This window comes from Pseudonocardia ailaonensis, assembly GCF_039531635.1.
In the GTDB taxonomy this organism is placed as follows: domain Bacteria; phylum Actinomycetota; class Actinomycetes; order Mycobacteriales; family Pseudonocardiaceae; genus Pseudonocardia; species Pseudonocardia ailaonensis.
Window position 1 is genome coordinate 477,555 of record NZ_BAAAQK010000018.1, and the last position, 15,074, is coordinate 492,628.

Here is a 15,074-nt window from a genome sequence, read left to right on the forward strand (position 1 = left end):
GATCCGGTCGCCGCCCACCTCATCGCTCCGCCATCGGGATCCGCACCCCGCGCTCGCGGGCGACCTCGGCGGCGTGCGGGTAGCCCGCGTCGACGTGGCGGAGGACGCCGGTGGCCGGGTCGTTGGTCAGCACCCGCTCCAGCTTGGCCGCGGCGAGCGCGGTGCCGTCGGCGACGCAGACCTGCCCGGCGTGCTGCGACCGGCCGATCCCGACGCCGCCGCCGTGGTGGATCGACACCCAGGTCGCCCCGGACGCCGTGTTGACCAGGGCGTTCAGCAGCGGCCAGTCCGCGATGGCGTCGGACCCGTCGAGCATCGCCTCGGTCTCCCGGTACGGGGAGGCGACGGAGCCGGAGTCGAGGTGGTCCCGCCCGATGACGACGGGCGCGCTCAGCTCGCCCGAGGCCACCATCTCGTTGAACCTCAGACCGGCGCGGTGCCGCTCGCCGTAGCCGAGCCAGCAGATCCGGGCGGGCAGTCCCTCGAAGGCGACCTTCTCGCCCGCCATCGTGATCCAGCGGCGCAGGCTCTCGTCCTCACCGAAGAGCTCGAGGATCGCGCGGTCGGTGGCGGCGATGTCGGCGGGGTCGCCGGAGAGGGCTGCCCAGCGGAACGGGCCGCGGCCCTCCTCGAACTGGGGGCGGATGTAGGCGGGCACGAATCCCGGGAAGGCGAAGGCGCGCCCGTAGCCGCCCTGGCGGGCCTCGTCGCGGATCGAGTTGCCGTAGTCGAAGACCTCGGCGCCGCGGTCGAGGAACCCGACCATGGCCTCGACGTGCGCGGCCATCGATTCCCTGGCACGCACCGTGAAGCCCGCGGGATCGGTCTCCGCGGCCGCCTTCCAGTCGTCGACCGACACGCCGATCGGGAGGTACGCCAGCGGATCGTGGGCCGAGGTCTGGTCCGTGACGACGTCGACGGGGGCGTTGCGCCGCAACAGTTCCGGCAGGACCTCGGCCGCGTTGCCCACCAGGCCGATCGAGAGGGGGTGGCGGGCGTCGCGGGCCTCGACGGCCAGGCGCAGGGCGTCGTCGAGGTCGTCGGCGCGGACGTCGAGATAGCGGTGCGCGATCCGGCGGTCCACCCGGCTGGGGTCGACGTCGACGCAGATCGCCACGCCGTCGTTCATGGTCACGGCCAGCGGCTGGGCCCCGCCCATGCCGCCGAGGCCCGCGGTGAGGGTGATCGTCCCGGCCAGGGTGCCGCCGAACCGCGTGCGCGCCACGGCCGCGAAGGTCTCGTAGGTGCCCTGCAGGATGCCCTGGGTGCCGATGTAGATCCACGAGCCGGCCGTCATCTGGCCGTACATGGTGAGTCCGGCGGCCTCGAGGCGGCGGAACTCGGCCCAGTTCGCCCAGTCCCCCACCAGGTTCGAGTTCGCGAGGAGCACCCGCGGCGCCCACTCGTTCGTCCGGAGCACGCCCACCGGCTTGCCGGACTGGATGAGGAGGGTCTCGTCGTTCTCCAGGTGGCGCAGGCAGTCCACGATGGCGTCGAACGCGGGCCAGCTGCGGGCGGCGCGGCCGGTGCCGCCGTAGACGACCAGGTCCTCGGGGTGCTCGGCGACCTCGGGATCGAGGTTGTTCATGAGCATCCGCAGGGCCGCCTCCTGCTGCCAGCCGCGGCAGGTCAGCTCGGTTCCCCGGGGGGCGCGCACGGCCTCGCGGATCGCGGTCATCGGGGGTCCTCTCGTCGGCGTGCCGCCAGTGCACCGGACATCCGGACGCGCAGAAAGGCCCGGGAAGCAGGTAGGGTCTCGGATCCGAGACAGTGCCCCTCGTGAGTGGCGATAGTCGCCACAGCGACTATCGCCACTCACGGGTCGGGAGGAGCGCATGGCCAGCAGCACGTCGCCCGCGGTGGGGCGGACGCTCGACGTGCTGCTGTATCTCGCGTCGAGGCCCGGCCCGGTCGCGGGTGCGGCGCTGATCCGGGATCTCGGACTGCCCCGCTCGTCGGCCTACCACCTGCTCGCGGTGCTGACCGGGCGCGGGTTCGTCGTGCACTATCCGGAGGAGCAGACCTACGGGCTGGGGCTGGCGGCCTTCGAGATCGGCAGCGCCTACCTGCGGCACGGGCCGCTGGAGAACCTCGGCCGTCCGATCGCGCGCCGGCTGGCGGCGGGCACCGGCGAGGTCGCCCACCTCGGGATCCTGCACGGCGGCGACAGCCTCTACCTGGTGAAGGAACGCCCCGCTCACCAGGACTTCCCGGTGTCGCTGGTGACCGAGGTCGGCGTCCGGCTGCCCGCGTCGCTCACGGCCAACGGCCGGTCGCTGCTCGCCCACCTGTCGTCCGCCCAGGTCCGGGCGCTGTTCCCGGGGCCGCTGGTGCGCCGTACGGGTTCCGGCCCGGCGACGCTCGCCGCGCTCCGCGCGCTGCTGGCCACCGAACGCGACCGGGGCTGGGCACTCGAGGACGGGATGATCACCGACGGCATGCAGTCCGTGGGCGCCTGCGCCTTCGACCACACGGGCACCCCGGTCGCCGCCTTCAGCGTGACCCGGCGGGCCGATCGCGCGCGTGACACCGTCGAGGAGGTCGCGGTCCTGGTCCGCGATGCCACGCGGGAACTGACGTCGCGGCTCTCCGGCCGGGCACCCGAGGGCTGGTTCGGCGGATCCCCGCCCGGGTCAGGACGCCCGGCGCGTCGCCGGGGTGCCGGCGGTCGGTGACGCGCTGCGGCCCGGGCTCGTGACGGCGGACCGCGCGATCGCGGTCGCCCGAGGCGGCGGGCCGAGGGCGCCGCCGGGCGGTCTCCGGGCATGGGCAGTAGCGTCGGCCCATGCGCGTTCTGGTCACCGGCGGCGCCGGGTTCGTCGGGTCCCACGTCGCGGATCTCCTTGCCGCACAGGGGCACGAGCCCGTCGTCCTGGACCTGCTGCTGCCCCTGGCCCACGGGCCGGAGGTCCCCGCCTGGACCGCGGCGCACGAGTTCGTCCGGGGGGACGTCCGGGATGCTCAGCTCGTGGCGCGGCTGCTGCCGGGCGTCGACGCGGTGTGCCACCAGGCGGCGATGGTGGGGCACGGCGTCGATCCCCTCGACGGCCCGGACTTCGCCACGCACAACGACCTCGGGACCGCGGTCCTGCTGGCCGAGATGTACCGCGCCGGGGTGGGGCGGCTGGTGCTGGCCGGCTCGATGGTCGTCTACGGGGAGGGCCGGTACGACTGCGGCGACCACGGCGTGGTGCGGCCGGGGCCGCGGGACCGCGCCGATCTCGACGCCGGGCGCTTCGAGCCGCGCTGCCCGCACTGCGGGCGCGAGCTCGTGCCCGGCTTCGTCCCGGAGGACGCGCCGATGGACCCGCGCAGCACCTACGCCGCGACCAAGCTCGCGCAGGAACACCTGGTCAGCGCGTGGGTGCGGCAGACCGGCGGCTCCGCGTGGTCGCTGCGCTACCACAACGTCTACGGCCCCCGGATGCCCTTCGGCACCCCCTACGCCGGGGTGGCCTCGATCTTCCGGTCCGCGCTGGAGCGCGGCGAGGCACCCCGGGTCATGGAGGACGGCCGGCAGCGCCGGGACTTCGTGCACGTCACCGATGTCGCCGCCGCGAACCTGGCCGCGCTGACCACACCCGTCGAGGGCTTCGCCGCCGCCAACGTGTGCTCCGGTGAGCCGCACACCGTCGGTGACCTGGCCGCGGAGCTGGCCCGGGCCATGAACGGGCCGCAACCGGTGGTCGTCGGCGGGGCCCGGCCCGGGGACGTCCGGCACGTGGTCGCCGATCCGGGGCTCGCGCGGGAGCGGCTCGGGTTCCGGGCCGGGGTCGCGTTCGCCGACGGGGTCGCCGCGTTCGCGACGGACCCGTTGCGGGCGCCCGTCACCTGATCGTGCCGTCATCGATCGGTAAGCACCCGGAATCGATCCGGAACCCCCTCGGGCCCCGAAGATCAGGGTGTGGCTCTCCCGGAGATCGTCCTCCCGTGCCTCGACGAGGCCGAGGCACTGCCCGCCGTCCTGGCCGGGCTCCCACCGGGCTGGCCGGTCCTGGTCGTCGACAACGGCTCCACCGACGGGACGGCCGACGTCGCGCGGGCCCACGGCGCCCGGGTCGTCGCCGAACCACGGCGCGGCTACGGCGCCGCCGTCCACACCGGACTCGTGAGTGCCCGGGCCGAACTGGTCGCCTTCCTCGACGGCGACGGATCGCTCGACGCCGGGCTCCTGCCGCAGCTCGCCGACGACGTGACGAGCGGGCGGGCGGATCTCGCGGTCGGGCGCCGGATCCCGGAACCGGGCAGCTGGCCCTGGCACGCGCGGGCCGGCAACGCCCTGATCGCCGCGGAGCTGCGCCGGCGCGGCGTCGCGGTGCACGACATCGCCCCGATCCGGGTCGCCCGGCGGGAGGCGCTGTGCGGCCTGGGGATCGCCGATCGGGCGTTCGGCTACCCCCTCGAGCTGCTGCTGCGGGCGGGCGAGGCCGGCTGGCGGATCGTCGAGCGGCCGGTGCGCTACTCGCGGCGCGGTGGCGGGCGGTCCAAGGTGTCCGGCTCGGTCAGCGGGACGGCACGGGCGGTGCGGGACATGGCGGGGCTGCTCCGATGAGCCCGATCCCTCCCGGTGCCGGACCGCGCACCGCCGGTTCCGGCAGCACCGGGCCGATCAGCACCGGGCCGATCAGCACCGGCCCGGCCGGCACCGTGATCGTCCTGGCCAAGGCCCCGGTGCCGGGCCGGGCGAAGACCCGGCTCTGCCCGCCGGCCACCCCCGAGGAAGCCGCCGCGATCGCCGCGGCCGCCCTGCTGGACACCCTCGGCGCGGTCGCTGCCGTACCCCGGTCACGGACCCTGGTCGCCTTCACCGGGCTGCTCGAGGAGGCCGCGCGGTCGGCCGAGATCGGCGCGGCGCTGGACTCGGTGGAGCGCACGGCGCAACGCGGCCCGGACCTCGGATCGCGGATCGTCGCCGCGCACGCCGACGCCGCCGCCCGGCATCCCGGTGCGCCCTCGCTGCAGATCGGGATGGACACCCCGCAGGTCGATCCGACGCTGCTGGGCGAGGGACTCGCACGGCTGCAACGGGTCGACGCGGTGCTCGGGCCGGCCGCGGACGGGGGCTGGTGGGCACTCGGCCTGGCCGATCCCGCGCTGGCCGGCCCGGTCGCCGGGGTCCCGATGTCGCGGTCCGACACCGGCGAGCGGACACTGCGGGCCCTGCGCGACGCGGGGCTGCGGGTGGAGCTGCTGCCCGAGCTGACCGATGTGGACACCGCGGCCGATGCGCGCGCGGTGGCCGCGACCGTGCCCGGATCACGGTTCGCGATGGCGGTCGACCTCGTGTTCGGCGCCGTGCCGATCGATGCCGGCCGGGCCCGGTGAGCGGGGCACGCCGGAGGGCGGTCGACCCGGGTGGCCGGCCGGACAGGAGCCCCACGTGGCCGGAGCCGGGCAACGACCGGGACCGGGCGACGAGCGGGCCCGATGACCTGGGCCGTGCGGTGACCGGAACCGTGCGATGACCGGGGCCGCGCAGGTGGCGCCCTTCGACGGGGTGCTCGCCGGGAGGTCCGACCGGCTCGTTCGCGACGACGGGGTCGTGCTTCCGATGGACGCGGGCCGGTGGCGCTCCGGGGCCGGTCACGGCGACCGCTGGGTGCTGGACCGGTGCACCGGCCCGGCCGTGGACCTGGGCTGCGGTCCGGGGCGGTTCGTGGTGGCGCTCGCGGCGCGCGGGGTGACGACTCTCGGCGTGGACACCTCACCCGTCGCGCGGGCGCTGTGCCGCAGGCGCGGTGCGCCGATGGTGCGCCGGGACGTGTTCGCGCCGTTGCCGGGCGAGGGATCCTGGGCGCACGTGCTGCTCGTCGACGGCAACATCGGCATCGGCGGCGATCCCGTGCGGCTGCTCACGCGGGCCGCCGCGCTGCTCGGCGAGAGAGGCACGGTGCTGGTCGAGACCGCGCCCGAGCCCGGGGAGTGGTGGTGCGGCACGGTCCGCGCGGGCGGGGTGGGCGCGGCGGTGCCGTGGGCGTGCGTCGGGTCCGAGACGCTCGGCGCCCTGGCCCCGGCGGCGGGGCTGCGGGTGCACGGCCTGTCCGCCGGTGGCTCCCGGACCTTCGCGGAGCTCGTCCCGACATGACCCACCCAACCCCCCGCGAGTCGGCACATTCGGTAGGCCGAAACACACGCCTGCGACGTCTCGTCAGCGTGTGTCTCAGGCTCCCGAAAGTGCCGACTCGCGGGGTTGGGGTGGGGGTGGGGTCAGGTGCGGGCGGGGGTTCGGTGGGAGCCGGGGGTGGGCAGGACCAGCTCGAACTCGCAGCCGGGGGTCCGGTTGCGGACGCCGATGGTGCCGCCGTGGGCCTCGGCGAAGGCCCTCGCGATCGCCAGGCCCAGGCCCGCACCGGGGCCCTCCCCCGGCGTGCGGGCGGCGGCGCCGCGGAACCCGACGGTGAACACCCGGTCGAGGTCGGCCTCGGGGATGCCGCCGCACGCGTCCAGGACCCGCAGCCAGGCCGATCCGCCGGAGCTCCCGGCCGTCAGCTCGATCCGGCCGCCCCCCTGGGTGTGCCGGATGGCGTTGGCCAGCAGGTTCCGGACCGCGCGGGTCAGCTCGGAGTCGCTGCCCCGGACGACCGGCCACGTCTCGGGCGAGGTCGCGACGATCTCGACGCCGGCGGCCGCGGCGGCCGGTGCCTCGGCGGCGACCGCGTCGGACACGACCTCGCCCAGCGCCAGCGGGACGAGGGTCAGGTTCAGCGCGGCCGAGGTCGCCCGGGAGAGCTGGAACAGGTCCTCCACCATGCCCGCCATCCGGTCGGACTCGCGGCGGATGCGGGCCAGGTAGTCCGCGACCTCGGCGGGCTCCCGGACGATGCCGTCCGCCAGCGCGTCGGTCATCCCGCGGATCCCGGCGAGCGGGGAGCGCAGGTCGTGGCTCATCCAGGCGACCAGCTCGCGCCGGGCCGCCTCCGCCCCGCGGACGGCGTCGAGCTCCGCCGCGTCGGCCTCGCGCTGCCACAGGGCCTCGCGGGCGAACCGGCGGCCGAGCCACCACGCCGCCGGCACCGTGACCACGGCGACGACGAGGCACACGGCGATCGTGCCGACCAGCTCCGGGGTGTACATCAGCCCGCTCACCCCGACCACCCCGCCCAGCGCGGCCGCGAGCGGCACGAGGGCGAGCGTGATCATCGCGGCGGCGATCGAGCGGCGGCGCATGACCTGCATCAGGATCGCGCCGGCCACCGCGACCGGGAGCGCGAACAGCAGCGCCAGCGGCGCGGCGTGGGCGAGCTCGGTGAGCATCGGTCACCCTCCCCGGTCGTACCGGTAGCCGGTGCCCCAGATCGTCGCGATCCGCCGCGGCGCCGTGGCATCCGCCTCGACCTTCTCCCGCAACCGTCGCACGTGGACGGTCACCGTGGACCGGTCGCCGAACTCCCAGCCCCACACCCGCGACAGCAGCTCCTCGCGGGTGAACGCCTGCCCGGGATGGGCCAGCAGGAAGGCGAGCAGGTCGAACTCGCGGGTGGTGAGGGCGAGCTCCGCACCGTCGAGCACGGCGGTGCGCGCGGCCGGATCGACCCGCAGTCCGCCGTCGACCAGCACGGGGGATGCGGCCGGGGCCGCGGTGCGGCGCAGGATCGACCCGACCCGCAGCACCAGCTCGCGCGGGCTGAAGGGCTTGGTCACGTAGTCGTCCGCGCCCAGCTCGAGGCCGAGCAGGCGGTCGTCCTCCTCGCCGAGGGCGGTGAGCATGACGATCGGGGGCCGGTCGCCGTCCGCGCGCAGGGCCCGGCACACCTCCAGCCCGCCAAGGCCGGGCAGCATGAGGTCCAGCACCACGACGTCCGGTGGGGTCGCCCGCGCGGCGCGCAGGGCGCCGGGACCGTCCGCGGCCAGCTCGACCTCGTGGCCGGCGGCCCCCAGGTACCGGCCGACGACGTCGCGGACGGTCTCGTCGTCGTCGACCACCAGGACGCGTGCGCACACGGGGAGCACGCTAGCCCCGTCCGGGGCCGGGGTGCGGATCCGTCACCGGTCGGTAAGGCGGGCTGACGAGATGCTTACCGGAATCCGGCGACGGGTCCGCGCGGCCCTACCGTCGGGGCCCATGAGGATCCGGTGGCGCAGCCCGATCCGGGGCCCCTGGCTGACCTCGGTGCTGGGGTTCGTGCTGCTCTGCGCACTGCCGGTGGTCATCGTGACCGGGCTGCTGGACTGGGTGGCCTACGGGTCGGGTGCGATCCCCTCCGACGTCGCCGGGCTGCACCTGCCCCGGTTCGACTGGCCCACCCGCCCGGCCTGGCTGTTCCGGCTGACCCAGGGCCTGCACGTCGGGCTCGGGATCGTGCTGGTGCCGGTGGTGCTGGCGAAGCTGTGGTCGGTGATCCCGAAGCTGTTCGCCCGCCCGGACCGGAACCTGCTGAAGCTGGCCGAGCGGGCGACGCTGGTGCTGCTCGTCGGCGGGATCCTGTTCGAGATCGTCACCGGGCTGCTGAACATCCAGTACGACTACGTGTTCGGCTTCAGCTTCTACGCCGCGCACTACGTCGGCGCCTGGGTGTTCATCGCGGGGTTCGTGCTGCACGTCGCCCTCAAGCTGCCGACGATGGTGCGTGGGCTGCGCTCCCGGTCGTTCCGGAACGAGCTGCGGACCCCGCTGGCGGAGACCCGGCCCGAACCGCCCGGCGAGCTGGTGGCCCCCGAGCCCGATCCGGCGACGATGAGCCGCCGCGGCGCGCTCGCGGTGGTCGGGGGCGGATCGCTGCTGCTGGCCGCGCTGACCGTCGGGCAGACCGTGGACTCCCTGCGTCCCACCGCTCTGCTGCTCCCGCGGGGCCGCACCGCGCCCGGGGACTTCCCCGTCAACCGGACCTTCGCCGCGTCGGGCATCGACGCACAGGCCGTGGGCGGGGTGTGGCGGCTGGGGCTGGGGAACGTGCGGTTCACCCGTGACGAGCTGCTCGCCCTGCCCCAGCACACCGCCGCCCTCCCGATCGCCTGTGTCGAGGGCTGGTCCATCCAACAGACCTGGACGGGCGTGCGGTTGCGCGATCTCGCCGCGCTCGCCGGCACACCGGCCCCGACCGGGGCCCTCGTGCGGTCGGTCGAGGACGGGCCCTTCGCCCGCGCGAGCCTCACCGCCGGGCAGGTGCTCCATCCCGACTCCCTGCTGGCGCTGCGGGTCAACGGCGCGGACCTCACCCCCGACCACGGCTATCCGGCGCGGGTGATCGTGCCGGCGCTGCCGGGCGTGCACTGCACCAAGTGGGTCCGCACGATCGAGTTCGCGGCATGACCGCCGTCCGGTGGGTGGGTGTGCTGGGCTGCGTCGCCCTGGGCGGCTACGCGGCGACGATCCTGCTGCGCGACCCGACCCTGCACTCGTCCATCCCGTGGATGCTGGCCTGGTTCGCGGGCGCACTCCTGCTGCACGACCTGGTGCTGTTCCCGCTCTACGCCGCCGCCGACCGGGCGCTCGCGCTGCTGCCCGCCACGCGCGTCCCGCTCGTCAACCACGTCCGGCTGCCGCTGCTCGGCGCCGGGCTCACGCTGCTCGTCTACCTGCCGGGGATCATCCGGCAGGGCGAGCCGGTGGTGCTCGGCGCGAGCGGGCTCGACCAGGGCCCGTTCCTCGCGCGCTGGCTCTGGCTGGTGCTCGCCATGACCGCGGTGTCCGCGCTGGTCTGGGCCGTGCGCGTCACCAGACGGTCAGCAGCAGATGGTTGACGACGAGCGCGAGCGCGGCCTGGGCCACCAGCCAGCGTCGGGGCCGGGGTAGGGCGCCGCAGGCCACGACCGCCCAGACCGCGAACGGCAGCCAGATCCGCTCGACCTCGGCCTTCGACATCCCGGAGAGGTCGGCGAGCAGGATCGCGGCACCCGCGGCCCCGACCAGCCAGGTCGCGGCCCGCGGGAGGCCGCTGGTCTCTCGTCCCGGCCCGAGTGCCGCGATCGTCGCCGGGCCGAGGGCGAACGCCAGCGCGGCCAGGTTCGCCCACAGGAAGTAGGCGTAGGGGCGGCTCGCGGCGGCGCTCGCCGCGTAGATCACCTTCACGTACTCGTAGCCGGTGAACCACCAGAACCCGGCCGCGGTGAAGGCCGCCACGATCACGAGCACGCCGGCGAGGGCGGGGACGAGGAGCGTCCAGCGCCGGGTCGTGAGCAGCACCGCCAGGGGGAACAGCGCCCCCAGCACGAGGCCGTAGGAGAGGTAGAGGGCGTAGCCGAGGACCAGTCCGGCGGCGAACGCCCGCAGCGGCCCCCGCGCAAGAGCCAGCAGCGCCACACCCCAGGCGAGCCAGCCCGCGAACAGTCCGTCGGCCGACACCCCGACCCACACCGCGCCCGGGAACAGCACCGAGAACGGCAGCACCCGCCGGGCGAGGTCCTCGTGCCCCAGCGCCCGCAGGGTCACCGCGACCGCGACGGCCGCCGAGGACCCGACGAGCATCACGACGACGCCCGCGGCCCCGCCGGAGCCCAGCCCGATCCGGTCCAGCACCGTGAACAGCAGGAACGCGCCCGCGGGATGGCCGCCGACATGGGTGGTCCAGAACCACGTCTGCGCCGGGTCCACCGCCGTCGTCAGGATGTGGTCGGAGAAGACCCGCAGCATGGGGCCGATCCCGCCGAGCTGCGCGACCCGCGGGACATCGTGCAGGTACTCCTCGCCGCTGGTCAGCCGCTCGACCACGCCGCGCTGCCACCCGTCCACCAGTGCGAGGGACAGGGTCCAGGCGAAGGCCGCCGCCCAGCCCGCCGCCAGCAGCGCGCCCCAGCGCAACCGGGCGGCGAGCTCCGGCCCCCACACCACGGTCCCGACCGCCACGACGACCGCGGCGGGCGTCCCCGGCCCGACGTGCGGCAGCCACTCGGCCAGCAGCGGCGGCCAGCCCAGGAAGAGCTCGACGCCCGAGGCGACCAGCCGCCGTCCGACGATCGCCGCGGCGACCACCAGCAGCACCGCGGCCGGCACGAGACTCGTCCGGACGGCCGTACGCATGTGATCACGCTAGTGGGATCCGGCACCGCAGGTCCTTACGAGACCGGAACGTGCCCCCGAATTCGCGTGCGGCGTGGGGTCCGCCGTCCCTACCGTCGACCACGTCCCACTCCCTGCCACCCGAGGCCCGTCATGACCAGCCCGCTCTTCTGCAGTACCGAACTCGCCGCCCGCATCGAGCGGGCCGAGGTCGACCTCATCAGCGCCGTGAGCAGGGCCTCCGTCGCCCGGTCCGGTGTCGCGGGGTTCGTCACGCCGCTCGCCGGAGGGGCCGCGAGCTTCGCCGGGGCGGACTCGCCGTACACGAAGGTCGTCGGGCTGGGGTTCGACGGGATACCGGAGCTCGACGCGGTCGAGGAGGCCTACGCCGCGCACGGCGCACCCGTCTCGGTGGAGCTCGCGCACCTCGCCGATCCGGACCTCGCCGCGCTCCTCAGCGACCGCGGCTACCGGCTCGAGGGCTTCGAGAACGTCCTCGGCCTGGACCTCAGCCGACCCTCCGACGCTGTCGCGCCGGACGGGATCGAGGTCCGGACCAGCGGCGACGACGAGTTCGAGGAGTGGCTCGCGGTCGTCGTCGACGCCTCGGTCCATCCGGACACCCAGGGCGTGCCCTGGCACGACGACTTCCCCGCCACGGCGATCGAGCAGGCCCAACGGGACTCCGCCGCGGCCGGGCTCACCCGCTACGCCGCCTTCCGCAAGGGCGAGCTCGCCGGGGGCGCCGAGTTCCGGATCGTCGACGGCATCGCCCAGCTCGCGGGCGCCGGGACCGCACCCGCCCACCGCCGGCACGGGGTGCAGAGCGCGATGCTCGCCGCCCGCCTCGCCGACGCCCGGGCCGCGGGCTGCGACATCGCGGTGATCGTGACCCAACCGGGCTCGAAGTCGCAGCAGAACGCCCAACGCCGGGGCTTCGACCTGCTCTACACCCGAGCGACCCTGGTACGGCAGCCGTGATCGCCCTCCACGCGGGGTCCCGCGCCGAGCTCAGGGCGCTGTTCGAGCTGGCCGAGGATTCCGAGGCGCAGCTCGACGGCTACGTCGACGAGGGCGACGTCCTGGTCGCCCGGGACGGCGACCGGCCGGTCGGCCACCTGCAGCTCGTCCCGGGCCCGGGGGCGGGCGAGGTCGAGCTGAAGAACATGGCGGTGCTGGAGTCCGTGCAGGGCAACGGTATCGGTCGCCGGCTCGTGTACGCCGCGATCGAGCTGGCCCGCACCCGGTCGGCCCGCCGGATGCTCGTCGCCACCGCGGCCGCGGACATCGGGAACCTCCGCTTCTACCAGCGCGTCGGCTTCCGGATGCACTCCGTCGACCGGGACGCCTTCGGGCCCGCCACCGGCTACCCGGACGAGATCGTGATCGACGGGATCGTGCTCCGGGACCGGGTGTGGCTCGATCTCGACCTCGGCCGCTCCTGACCGGGTCGCCTCCGGGCCCAGCCTGTGTTCTCGGTCACCAGGGCCTGCGTGTTCCGGATAGTGGGACGAGGGTGGCCCCATGACGACAGAGACGCCGGGAGGCGACTGGGTGGAGCAGCTCGTGGAGCTGCACGTACTGGCGGAGAACGGGGACGCCGACGCGGCCCGGGCCGCTGCGGAGTGGGTCGAGGACGATCCCGCCGCCCGCGCCGTGTGGGCGTCGGTGGACGAGGACGTCGCGCAGCTCCGGCACGCGGCCGCCGCGGAGAAGTAGGGCGCCCCGGCCTCAGCCGTGGGCGAGGATCTTGATCAGCGTGACGAGCGCGCCGAGGCCCACCAGGGACGCGACGACGAGGGCCTGCTTCCACCAGACCAGCTCGGTGCGGCGGGCGGCGAGGAGCGCGAAGAGGCCCAGCGCCGCGATCGAGACCCCGATGCTGATCCACAGGGCGAGCGGGATCGCCAGCAGGTGCAGGCCCGAGAGCAGCAGGAACAGCAGCGGGAGCGCGGCCGCCTGCATGATCTGTGCGGACGCGCGCAGCGAGTGGTGGGTCTCGGCGCTGCGCAGCCGGCCGCTCGCCGCGAGGCCACCGACCATCCCGGCGAACACGCTGGCGGCGTAGAGGCTGCCCGAGCCGACCAGCACGTCGACGAAGGAGCCCCACGGGGTGACGTCGTCGAGGTGCGAGGTGAGGACGAGCAGGGTGCTCAGGCAGGACAGGCCGCCGTAGACCCGCTCGCGGAGGACCTCCGCGACGTGGACGGGCTCTCCCCCGTGCGAACTCTTCACCCGACTCCCGTCCCGGCCGACCCGTCGCCGGAGCCTACCGAGCGGGGTGATCGCCCCGGACGGATGAGCCGCACGAGTGGTCCGATCTCACCCCGGCTGTCGCGACGTGTGCGGGAGGTCCGCGAGCACGTAGTCGAGCAGCTCGCGGCCGTGGTCCGAGGCGACGACGACGTCGTCCGCGGTGATCCGGATGCCGTGCAGGGACTGCATCCGCAGCACGTCGCCGTCGGCCCGGTGGTTCGGGAAGATCCCCGCGTAGGACACGCCGAGCGCCTCCAGGTCCTCGGCGACCAACGCCGTCCCGGGCGAGACGAGCGGGAGGTCGAGGTACACGGCGTCGAGCCGGTCGTGGTGGAAGAGCCGGTGCCGCACGGCGCCGACGACCTCGGCGAGGTCCGCGCCCGGCTCGGTGGCGGTGAGCACCGCGAGGTTGTGGTCGCGGTCGATCTCGGTGTGCAGCACGGTCCGGACGGCCGGTTCGGCACCCGGCGGGGGCTCGGCGAGGCGGCCGCGCAACGCCGACCGGTCCAGGGTCCGGCCGATGACCTCCCGGTGCCGCGGGGGCGCATAGACCGGGCGGTCGTGGCCGTCGTTCACCTTGGCGTAGAAGAAGGCCGCCGAGCGGCGCCGGCGGACGGTGTCGGTGGCGGCGTCGTTGGCGACCGTCGCCGGGATCCAGCCGAGCAGGAACCCCGTCTCCCAGGCCCCGACCGCGAGATTCGCCTTCTGGCTGTACGGATGCGCCGCGGTGACCTCGGAGTACATGCCGGCCATGCCGCGGTCCCGGGCCCAGTCCATGAGGAACCGCTTGGTGCGGGTGAACAGGTGCCGGCCGCGGGCGGCGGCCAGGGTGACGGCCTGCCCCGCGTGCCCGACGACGTCGCCGGGCGTGGCGAGCGCCAACCCCATGTGGCACAACAGGTCCCCGCCCGGGGTCTCCGCCACCACCGAGACGTACCGGCCGTCGGTGAGCCGGGCCCGGACCTCGTCGGCGTCGTAGACCCAGCGGATGTCGTAGCTGGGGCCGTAGGCCGTGCGGATCGCCGAGGTCAGGATCGCGCCCTCGGCGGGGCCGAGCCGGCGCAGCACGACGTCGTCCGTTGTCGACGTGGTCATGGGGACCTCCCGGTTCTCCGGTCGTCAGGATGGACCATCGGGCGCCACAGTGGATCAGGCCGGTCGGACCGTGGCGCCGCGGGACTTGACCTTGACACGGTGTCAGGGTCTTCCCTGGGCGTCGGAGGTGGTTCCGATGACGGACATGCGGGCGCTGCGGGCGCTGCGGGGGGACGACGCGTCGGTGCGGTTGCGCGCCGCGATGGCGGTGGGCACGAACCCGGACCCCGGGTTCGTCGAGGCGCTGGTCGCGCGGTGCGCCGTGGAGCCCGACTTCTCCGTGCGCGAGATGCTCACCTGGGCGCTGACCCGGCACGAGCCGGCCGCGACCGTGCCGGCGCTCGTCGGCGAGCTCCGGTCGGAGATCTCCCAGGCCCGCAGCCAGGCCCTGCATTCGCTGTCGAAGATCGCGGACCCGGCCGCGTGGCCGTCGATCACCCGGGAGCTGCTGACCGATCGCGACGACGAGGTGGCCCGCGCCGCGTGGCGGGCCGCGGTGGCCCTCGTCCCCGAGGGGGAGGCCGCCGGGCTGGCCGGGACTCTCACGTCGCAGCTCGGGCGGGGTGGCCGGGAGACCCAGCTGAGCCTGAGTCGGGCGCTGATCGCGCTCGGCGAGCCGATGCTGCCGTTCCTGCGCGCGGCGACGGCCTCCACACAGCCCCGGGTGCGCCGGCACGCGCTCGCCACGGAGCAGCTGTGGAAGGACCCGGACGCGGGGTTCGATCTCGCGGTCGAGGAGGCGAAGCGGGTCGTCGCGCTCGGGCCGGCGGGCCTGCCAGGCTGAACC

At 75.0% G+C, this 15,074-nt stretch carries 17 protein-coding genes; 11 read left to right on the top strand and 6 right to left on the bottom strand.

Going from position 1 to position 15,074, the window contains the following annotated elements; translation table 11 throughout:
- Positions 1-19: 19 nt before the first annotated feature.
- Positions 20-1,669, bottom strand: coding sequence for a urocanate hydratase (gene hutU / locus ABD324_RS24475; protein ID WP_344421849.1), 1,650 nt, complete (start codon positions 1,667-1,669; stop codon positions 20-22).
- Positions 1,670-1,835: 166 nt separating this feature from the next.
- On the opposite strand from hutU, the gene ABD324_RS24480 reads away from it, so the two are divergent.
- From ABD324_RS24480 to ABD324_RS24500, 5 genes are all read left to right on the top strand, one after another.
- Complete coding sequence (locus ABD324_RS24480) at positions 1,836-2,675, top strand: IclR family transcriptional regulator (protein ID WP_344421508.1); 840 nt, start codon at positions 1,836-1,838, stop codon at positions 2,673-2,675.
- A gap of 110 nt (positions 2,676-2,785) precedes the next feature.
- Complete coding sequence (locus ABD324_RS24485) at positions 2,786-3,835, top strand: NAD-dependent epimerase/dehydratase family protein (protein ID WP_344421511.1); 1,050 nt, start codon at positions 2,786-2,788, stop codon at positions 3,833-3,835.
- 69 nt (positions 3,836-3,904) lie between these two features.
- Positions 3,905-4,552, top strand: a complete 648-nt coding sequence (locus tag ABD324_RS24490; RefSeq protein WP_344421514.1) for a glycosyltransferase family 2 protein — start codon at positions 3,905-3,907, stop codon at positions 4,550-4,552.
- Positions 4,549-5,325, top strand: a complete 777-nt coding sequence (locus ABD324_RS24495) for a TIGR04282 family arsenosugar biosynthesis glycosyltransferase (RefSeq protein ID WP_344421517.1) — start codon at positions 4,549-4,551, stop codon at positions 5,323-5,325. Before ABD324_RS24490 ends, ABD324_RS24495 begins: the two co-directional genes overlap by 4 nt.
- A 136-nt stretch (positions 5,326-5,461) precedes the next feature.
- Positions 5,462-6,085 (top strand): methyltransferase domain-containing protein, encoded by a 624-nt coding sequence (locus ABD324_RS24500; protein ID WP_344421520.1) that lies wholly within the window; start codon positions 5,462-5,464, stop codon positions 6,083-6,085.
- A 122-nt stretch (positions 6,086-6,207) separates the two neighbouring features.
- Here the strand turns inward: ABD324_RS24500 and ABD324_RS24505 are convergent, their stop codons facing one another.
- Positions 6,208-7,254, bottom strand: a complete 1,047-nt coding sequence (locus ABD324_RS24505) for a sensor histidine kinase (protein WP_344421523.1) — start codon at positions 7,252-7,254, stop codon at positions 6,208-6,210.
- Positions 7,255-7,257: 3 nt separating this feature from the next.
- Positions 7,258-7,950, bottom strand: a complete 693-nt coding sequence (locus ABD324_RS24510) for a response regulator transcription factor (protein ID WP_425565892.1) — start codon at positions 7,948-7,950, stop codon at positions 7,258-7,260.
- Positions 7,951-8,062: 112 nt separating this feature from the next.
- Between ABD324_RS24510 and ABD324_RS24515 the strand changes: the two genes are divergently transcribed.
- Together ABD324_RS24515 and ABD324_RS24520 are read left to right on the top strand one after the other, a co-directional pair.
- Positions 8,063-9,250, top strand: coding sequence for a molybdopterin-dependent oxidoreductase (locus ABD324_RS24515; protein WP_344421529.1), 1,188 nt, complete (start codon positions 8,063-8,065; stop codon positions 9,248-9,250).
- A complete protein-coding gene (locus ABD324_RS24520; RefSeq protein WP_344421532.1) occupies positions 9,247-9,681 on the top strand; it encodes a hypothetical protein in 435 nt (144 codons plus the stop codon). The genes ABD324_RS24515 and ABD324_RS24520 overlap by 4 nt, the downstream gene beginning before the upstream one ends.
- On the opposite strand, the gene ABD324_RS24525 is transcribed toward ABD324_RS24520, so the two are convergent.
- Positions 9,653-10,957 carry a hypothetical protein gene (locus ABD324_RS24525; RefSeq protein WP_344421535.1) on the bottom strand — a complete coding sequence of 435 codons (1,305 nt, stop codon included), beginning with the start codon at positions 10,955-10,957 and terminating at the stop codon, positions 9,653-9,655. The genes ABD324_RS24520 and ABD324_RS24525 overlap by 29 nt on opposite strands.
- A gap of 132 nt (positions 10,958-11,089) precedes the next feature.
- Here ABD324_RS24525 and ABD324_RS24530 point away from each other — a divergent pair, with 132 nt between their 5' ends.
- The 3 genes from ABD324_RS24530 to ABD324_RS24540 all read left to right on the top strand — a co-directional run bounded on the left by ABD324_RS24530 (position 11,090) and on the right by ABD324_RS24540 (position 12,655).
- Complete coding sequence (locus ABD324_RS24530; RefSeq protein ID WP_344421538.1) at positions 11,090-11,917, top strand: GNAT family N-acetyltransferase; 828 nt, start codon at positions 11,090-11,092, stop codon at positions 11,915-11,917.
- Entirely contained in the window at positions 11,914-12,381 is a 468-nt protein-coding gene (locus tag ABD324_RS24535; RefSeq protein ID WP_344421541.1) for a GNAT family N-acetyltransferase, read from the top strand. The genes ABD324_RS24530 and ABD324_RS24535 overlap by 4 nt, the downstream gene beginning before the upstream one ends.
- Positions 12,382-12,460: 79 nt before the next feature.
- Complete coding sequence (locus ABD324_RS24540; protein WP_344421543.1) at positions 12,461-12,655, top strand: hypothetical protein; 195 nt, start codon at positions 12,461-12,463, stop codon at positions 12,653-12,655.
- A gap of 12 nt (positions 12,656-12,667) precedes the next feature.
- Here ABD324_RS24540 and ABD324_RS24545 read toward each other — a convergent pair whose 3' ends face one another.
- Both ABD324_RS24545 and ABD324_RS24550 read right to left on the bottom strand, forming a co-directional pair.
- Positions 12,668-13,171: a hypothetical protein gene (locus ABD324_RS24545; protein WP_344421546.1), complete on the bottom strand. Its 504-nt coding sequence runs from the start codon at positions 13,169-13,171 to the stop codon at positions 12,668-12,670.
- A gap of 87 nt (positions 13,172-13,258) precedes the next feature.
- Positions 13,259-14,287, bottom strand: coding sequence for a GNAT family protein (locus ABD324_RS24550; protein WP_344421550.1), 1,029 nt, complete (start codon positions 14,285-14,287; stop codon positions 13,259-13,261).
- Between the two features lie 136 nt (positions 14,288-14,423).
- Between ABD324_RS24550 and ABD324_RS24555 the strand changes: the two genes are divergently transcribed.
- Positions 14,424-15,071 carry a HEAT repeat domain-containing protein gene (locus ABD324_RS24555; protein WP_344421553.1) on the top strand — a complete coding sequence of 216 codons (648 nt, stop codon included), beginning with the start codon at positions 14,424-14,426 and terminating at the stop codon, positions 15,069-15,071.
- The last annotated feature ends 3 nt before the right edge of the window (positions 15,072-15,074 follow it).

What these genes read in the sequence shown, in the direction of transcription:
- ABD324_RS24480 (WP_344421508.1), top strand. Translation starts at nt 1,836, where the DNA reads ATGGCCAGCAGCACGTCGCCCGCGGTGGGGCGGACGCTCGACGTGCTG.
- ABD324_RS24485 (WP_344421511.1), top strand. Translation starts at nt 2,786, where the DNA reads ATGCGCGTTCTGGTCACCGGCGGCGCCGGGTTCGTCGGGTCCCACGTC.
- ABD324_RS24495 (WP_344421517.1), top strand. Translation starts at nt 4,549, where the DNA reads ATGAGCCCGATCCCTCCCGGTGCCGGACCGCGCACCGCCGGTTCCGGC.
- ABD324_RS24500 (WP_344421520.1), top strand. Translation starts at nt 5,462, where the DNA reads ATGACCGGGGCCGCGCAGGTGGCGCCCTTCGACGGGGTGCTCGCCGGG.
- ABD324_RS24505 (WP_344421523.1), bottom strand. Translation starts at nt 7,254, where the DNA reads ATGCTCACCGAGCTCGCCCACGCCGCGCCGCTGGCGCTGCTGTTCGCG.
- ABD324_RS24515 (WP_344421529.1), top strand. Translation starts at nt 8,063, where the DNA reads ATGAGGATCCGGTGGCGCAGCCCGATCCGGGGCCCCTGGCTGACCTCG.
- ABD324_RS24520 (WP_344421532.1), top strand. Translation starts at nt 9,247, where the DNA reads ATGACCGCCGTCCGGTGGGTGGGTGTGCTGGGCTGCGTCGCCCTGGGC.
- ABD324_RS24525 (WP_344421535.1), bottom strand. Translation starts at nt 10,957, where the DNA reads ATGCGTACGGCCGTCCGGACGAGTCTCGTGCCGGCCGCGGTGCTGCTG.
- ABD324_RS24530 (WP_344421538.1), top strand. Translation starts at nt 11,090, where the DNA reads ATGACCAGCCCGCTCTTCTGCAGTACCGAACTCGCCGCCCGCATCGAG.
- ABD324_RS24540 (WP_344421543.1), top strand. Translation starts at nt 12,461, where the DNA reads ATGACGACAGAGACGCCGGGAGGCGACTGGGTGGAGCAGCTCGTGGAG.
- ABD324_RS24550 (WP_344421550.1), bottom strand. Translation starts at nt 14,287, where the DNA reads ATGACCACGTCGACAACGGACGACGTCGTGCTGCGCCGGCTCGGCCCC.
- ABD324_RS24555 (WP_344421553.1), top strand. Translation starts at nt 14,424, where the DNA reads ATGACGGACATGCGGGCGCTGCGGGCGCTGCGGGGGGACGACGCGTCG.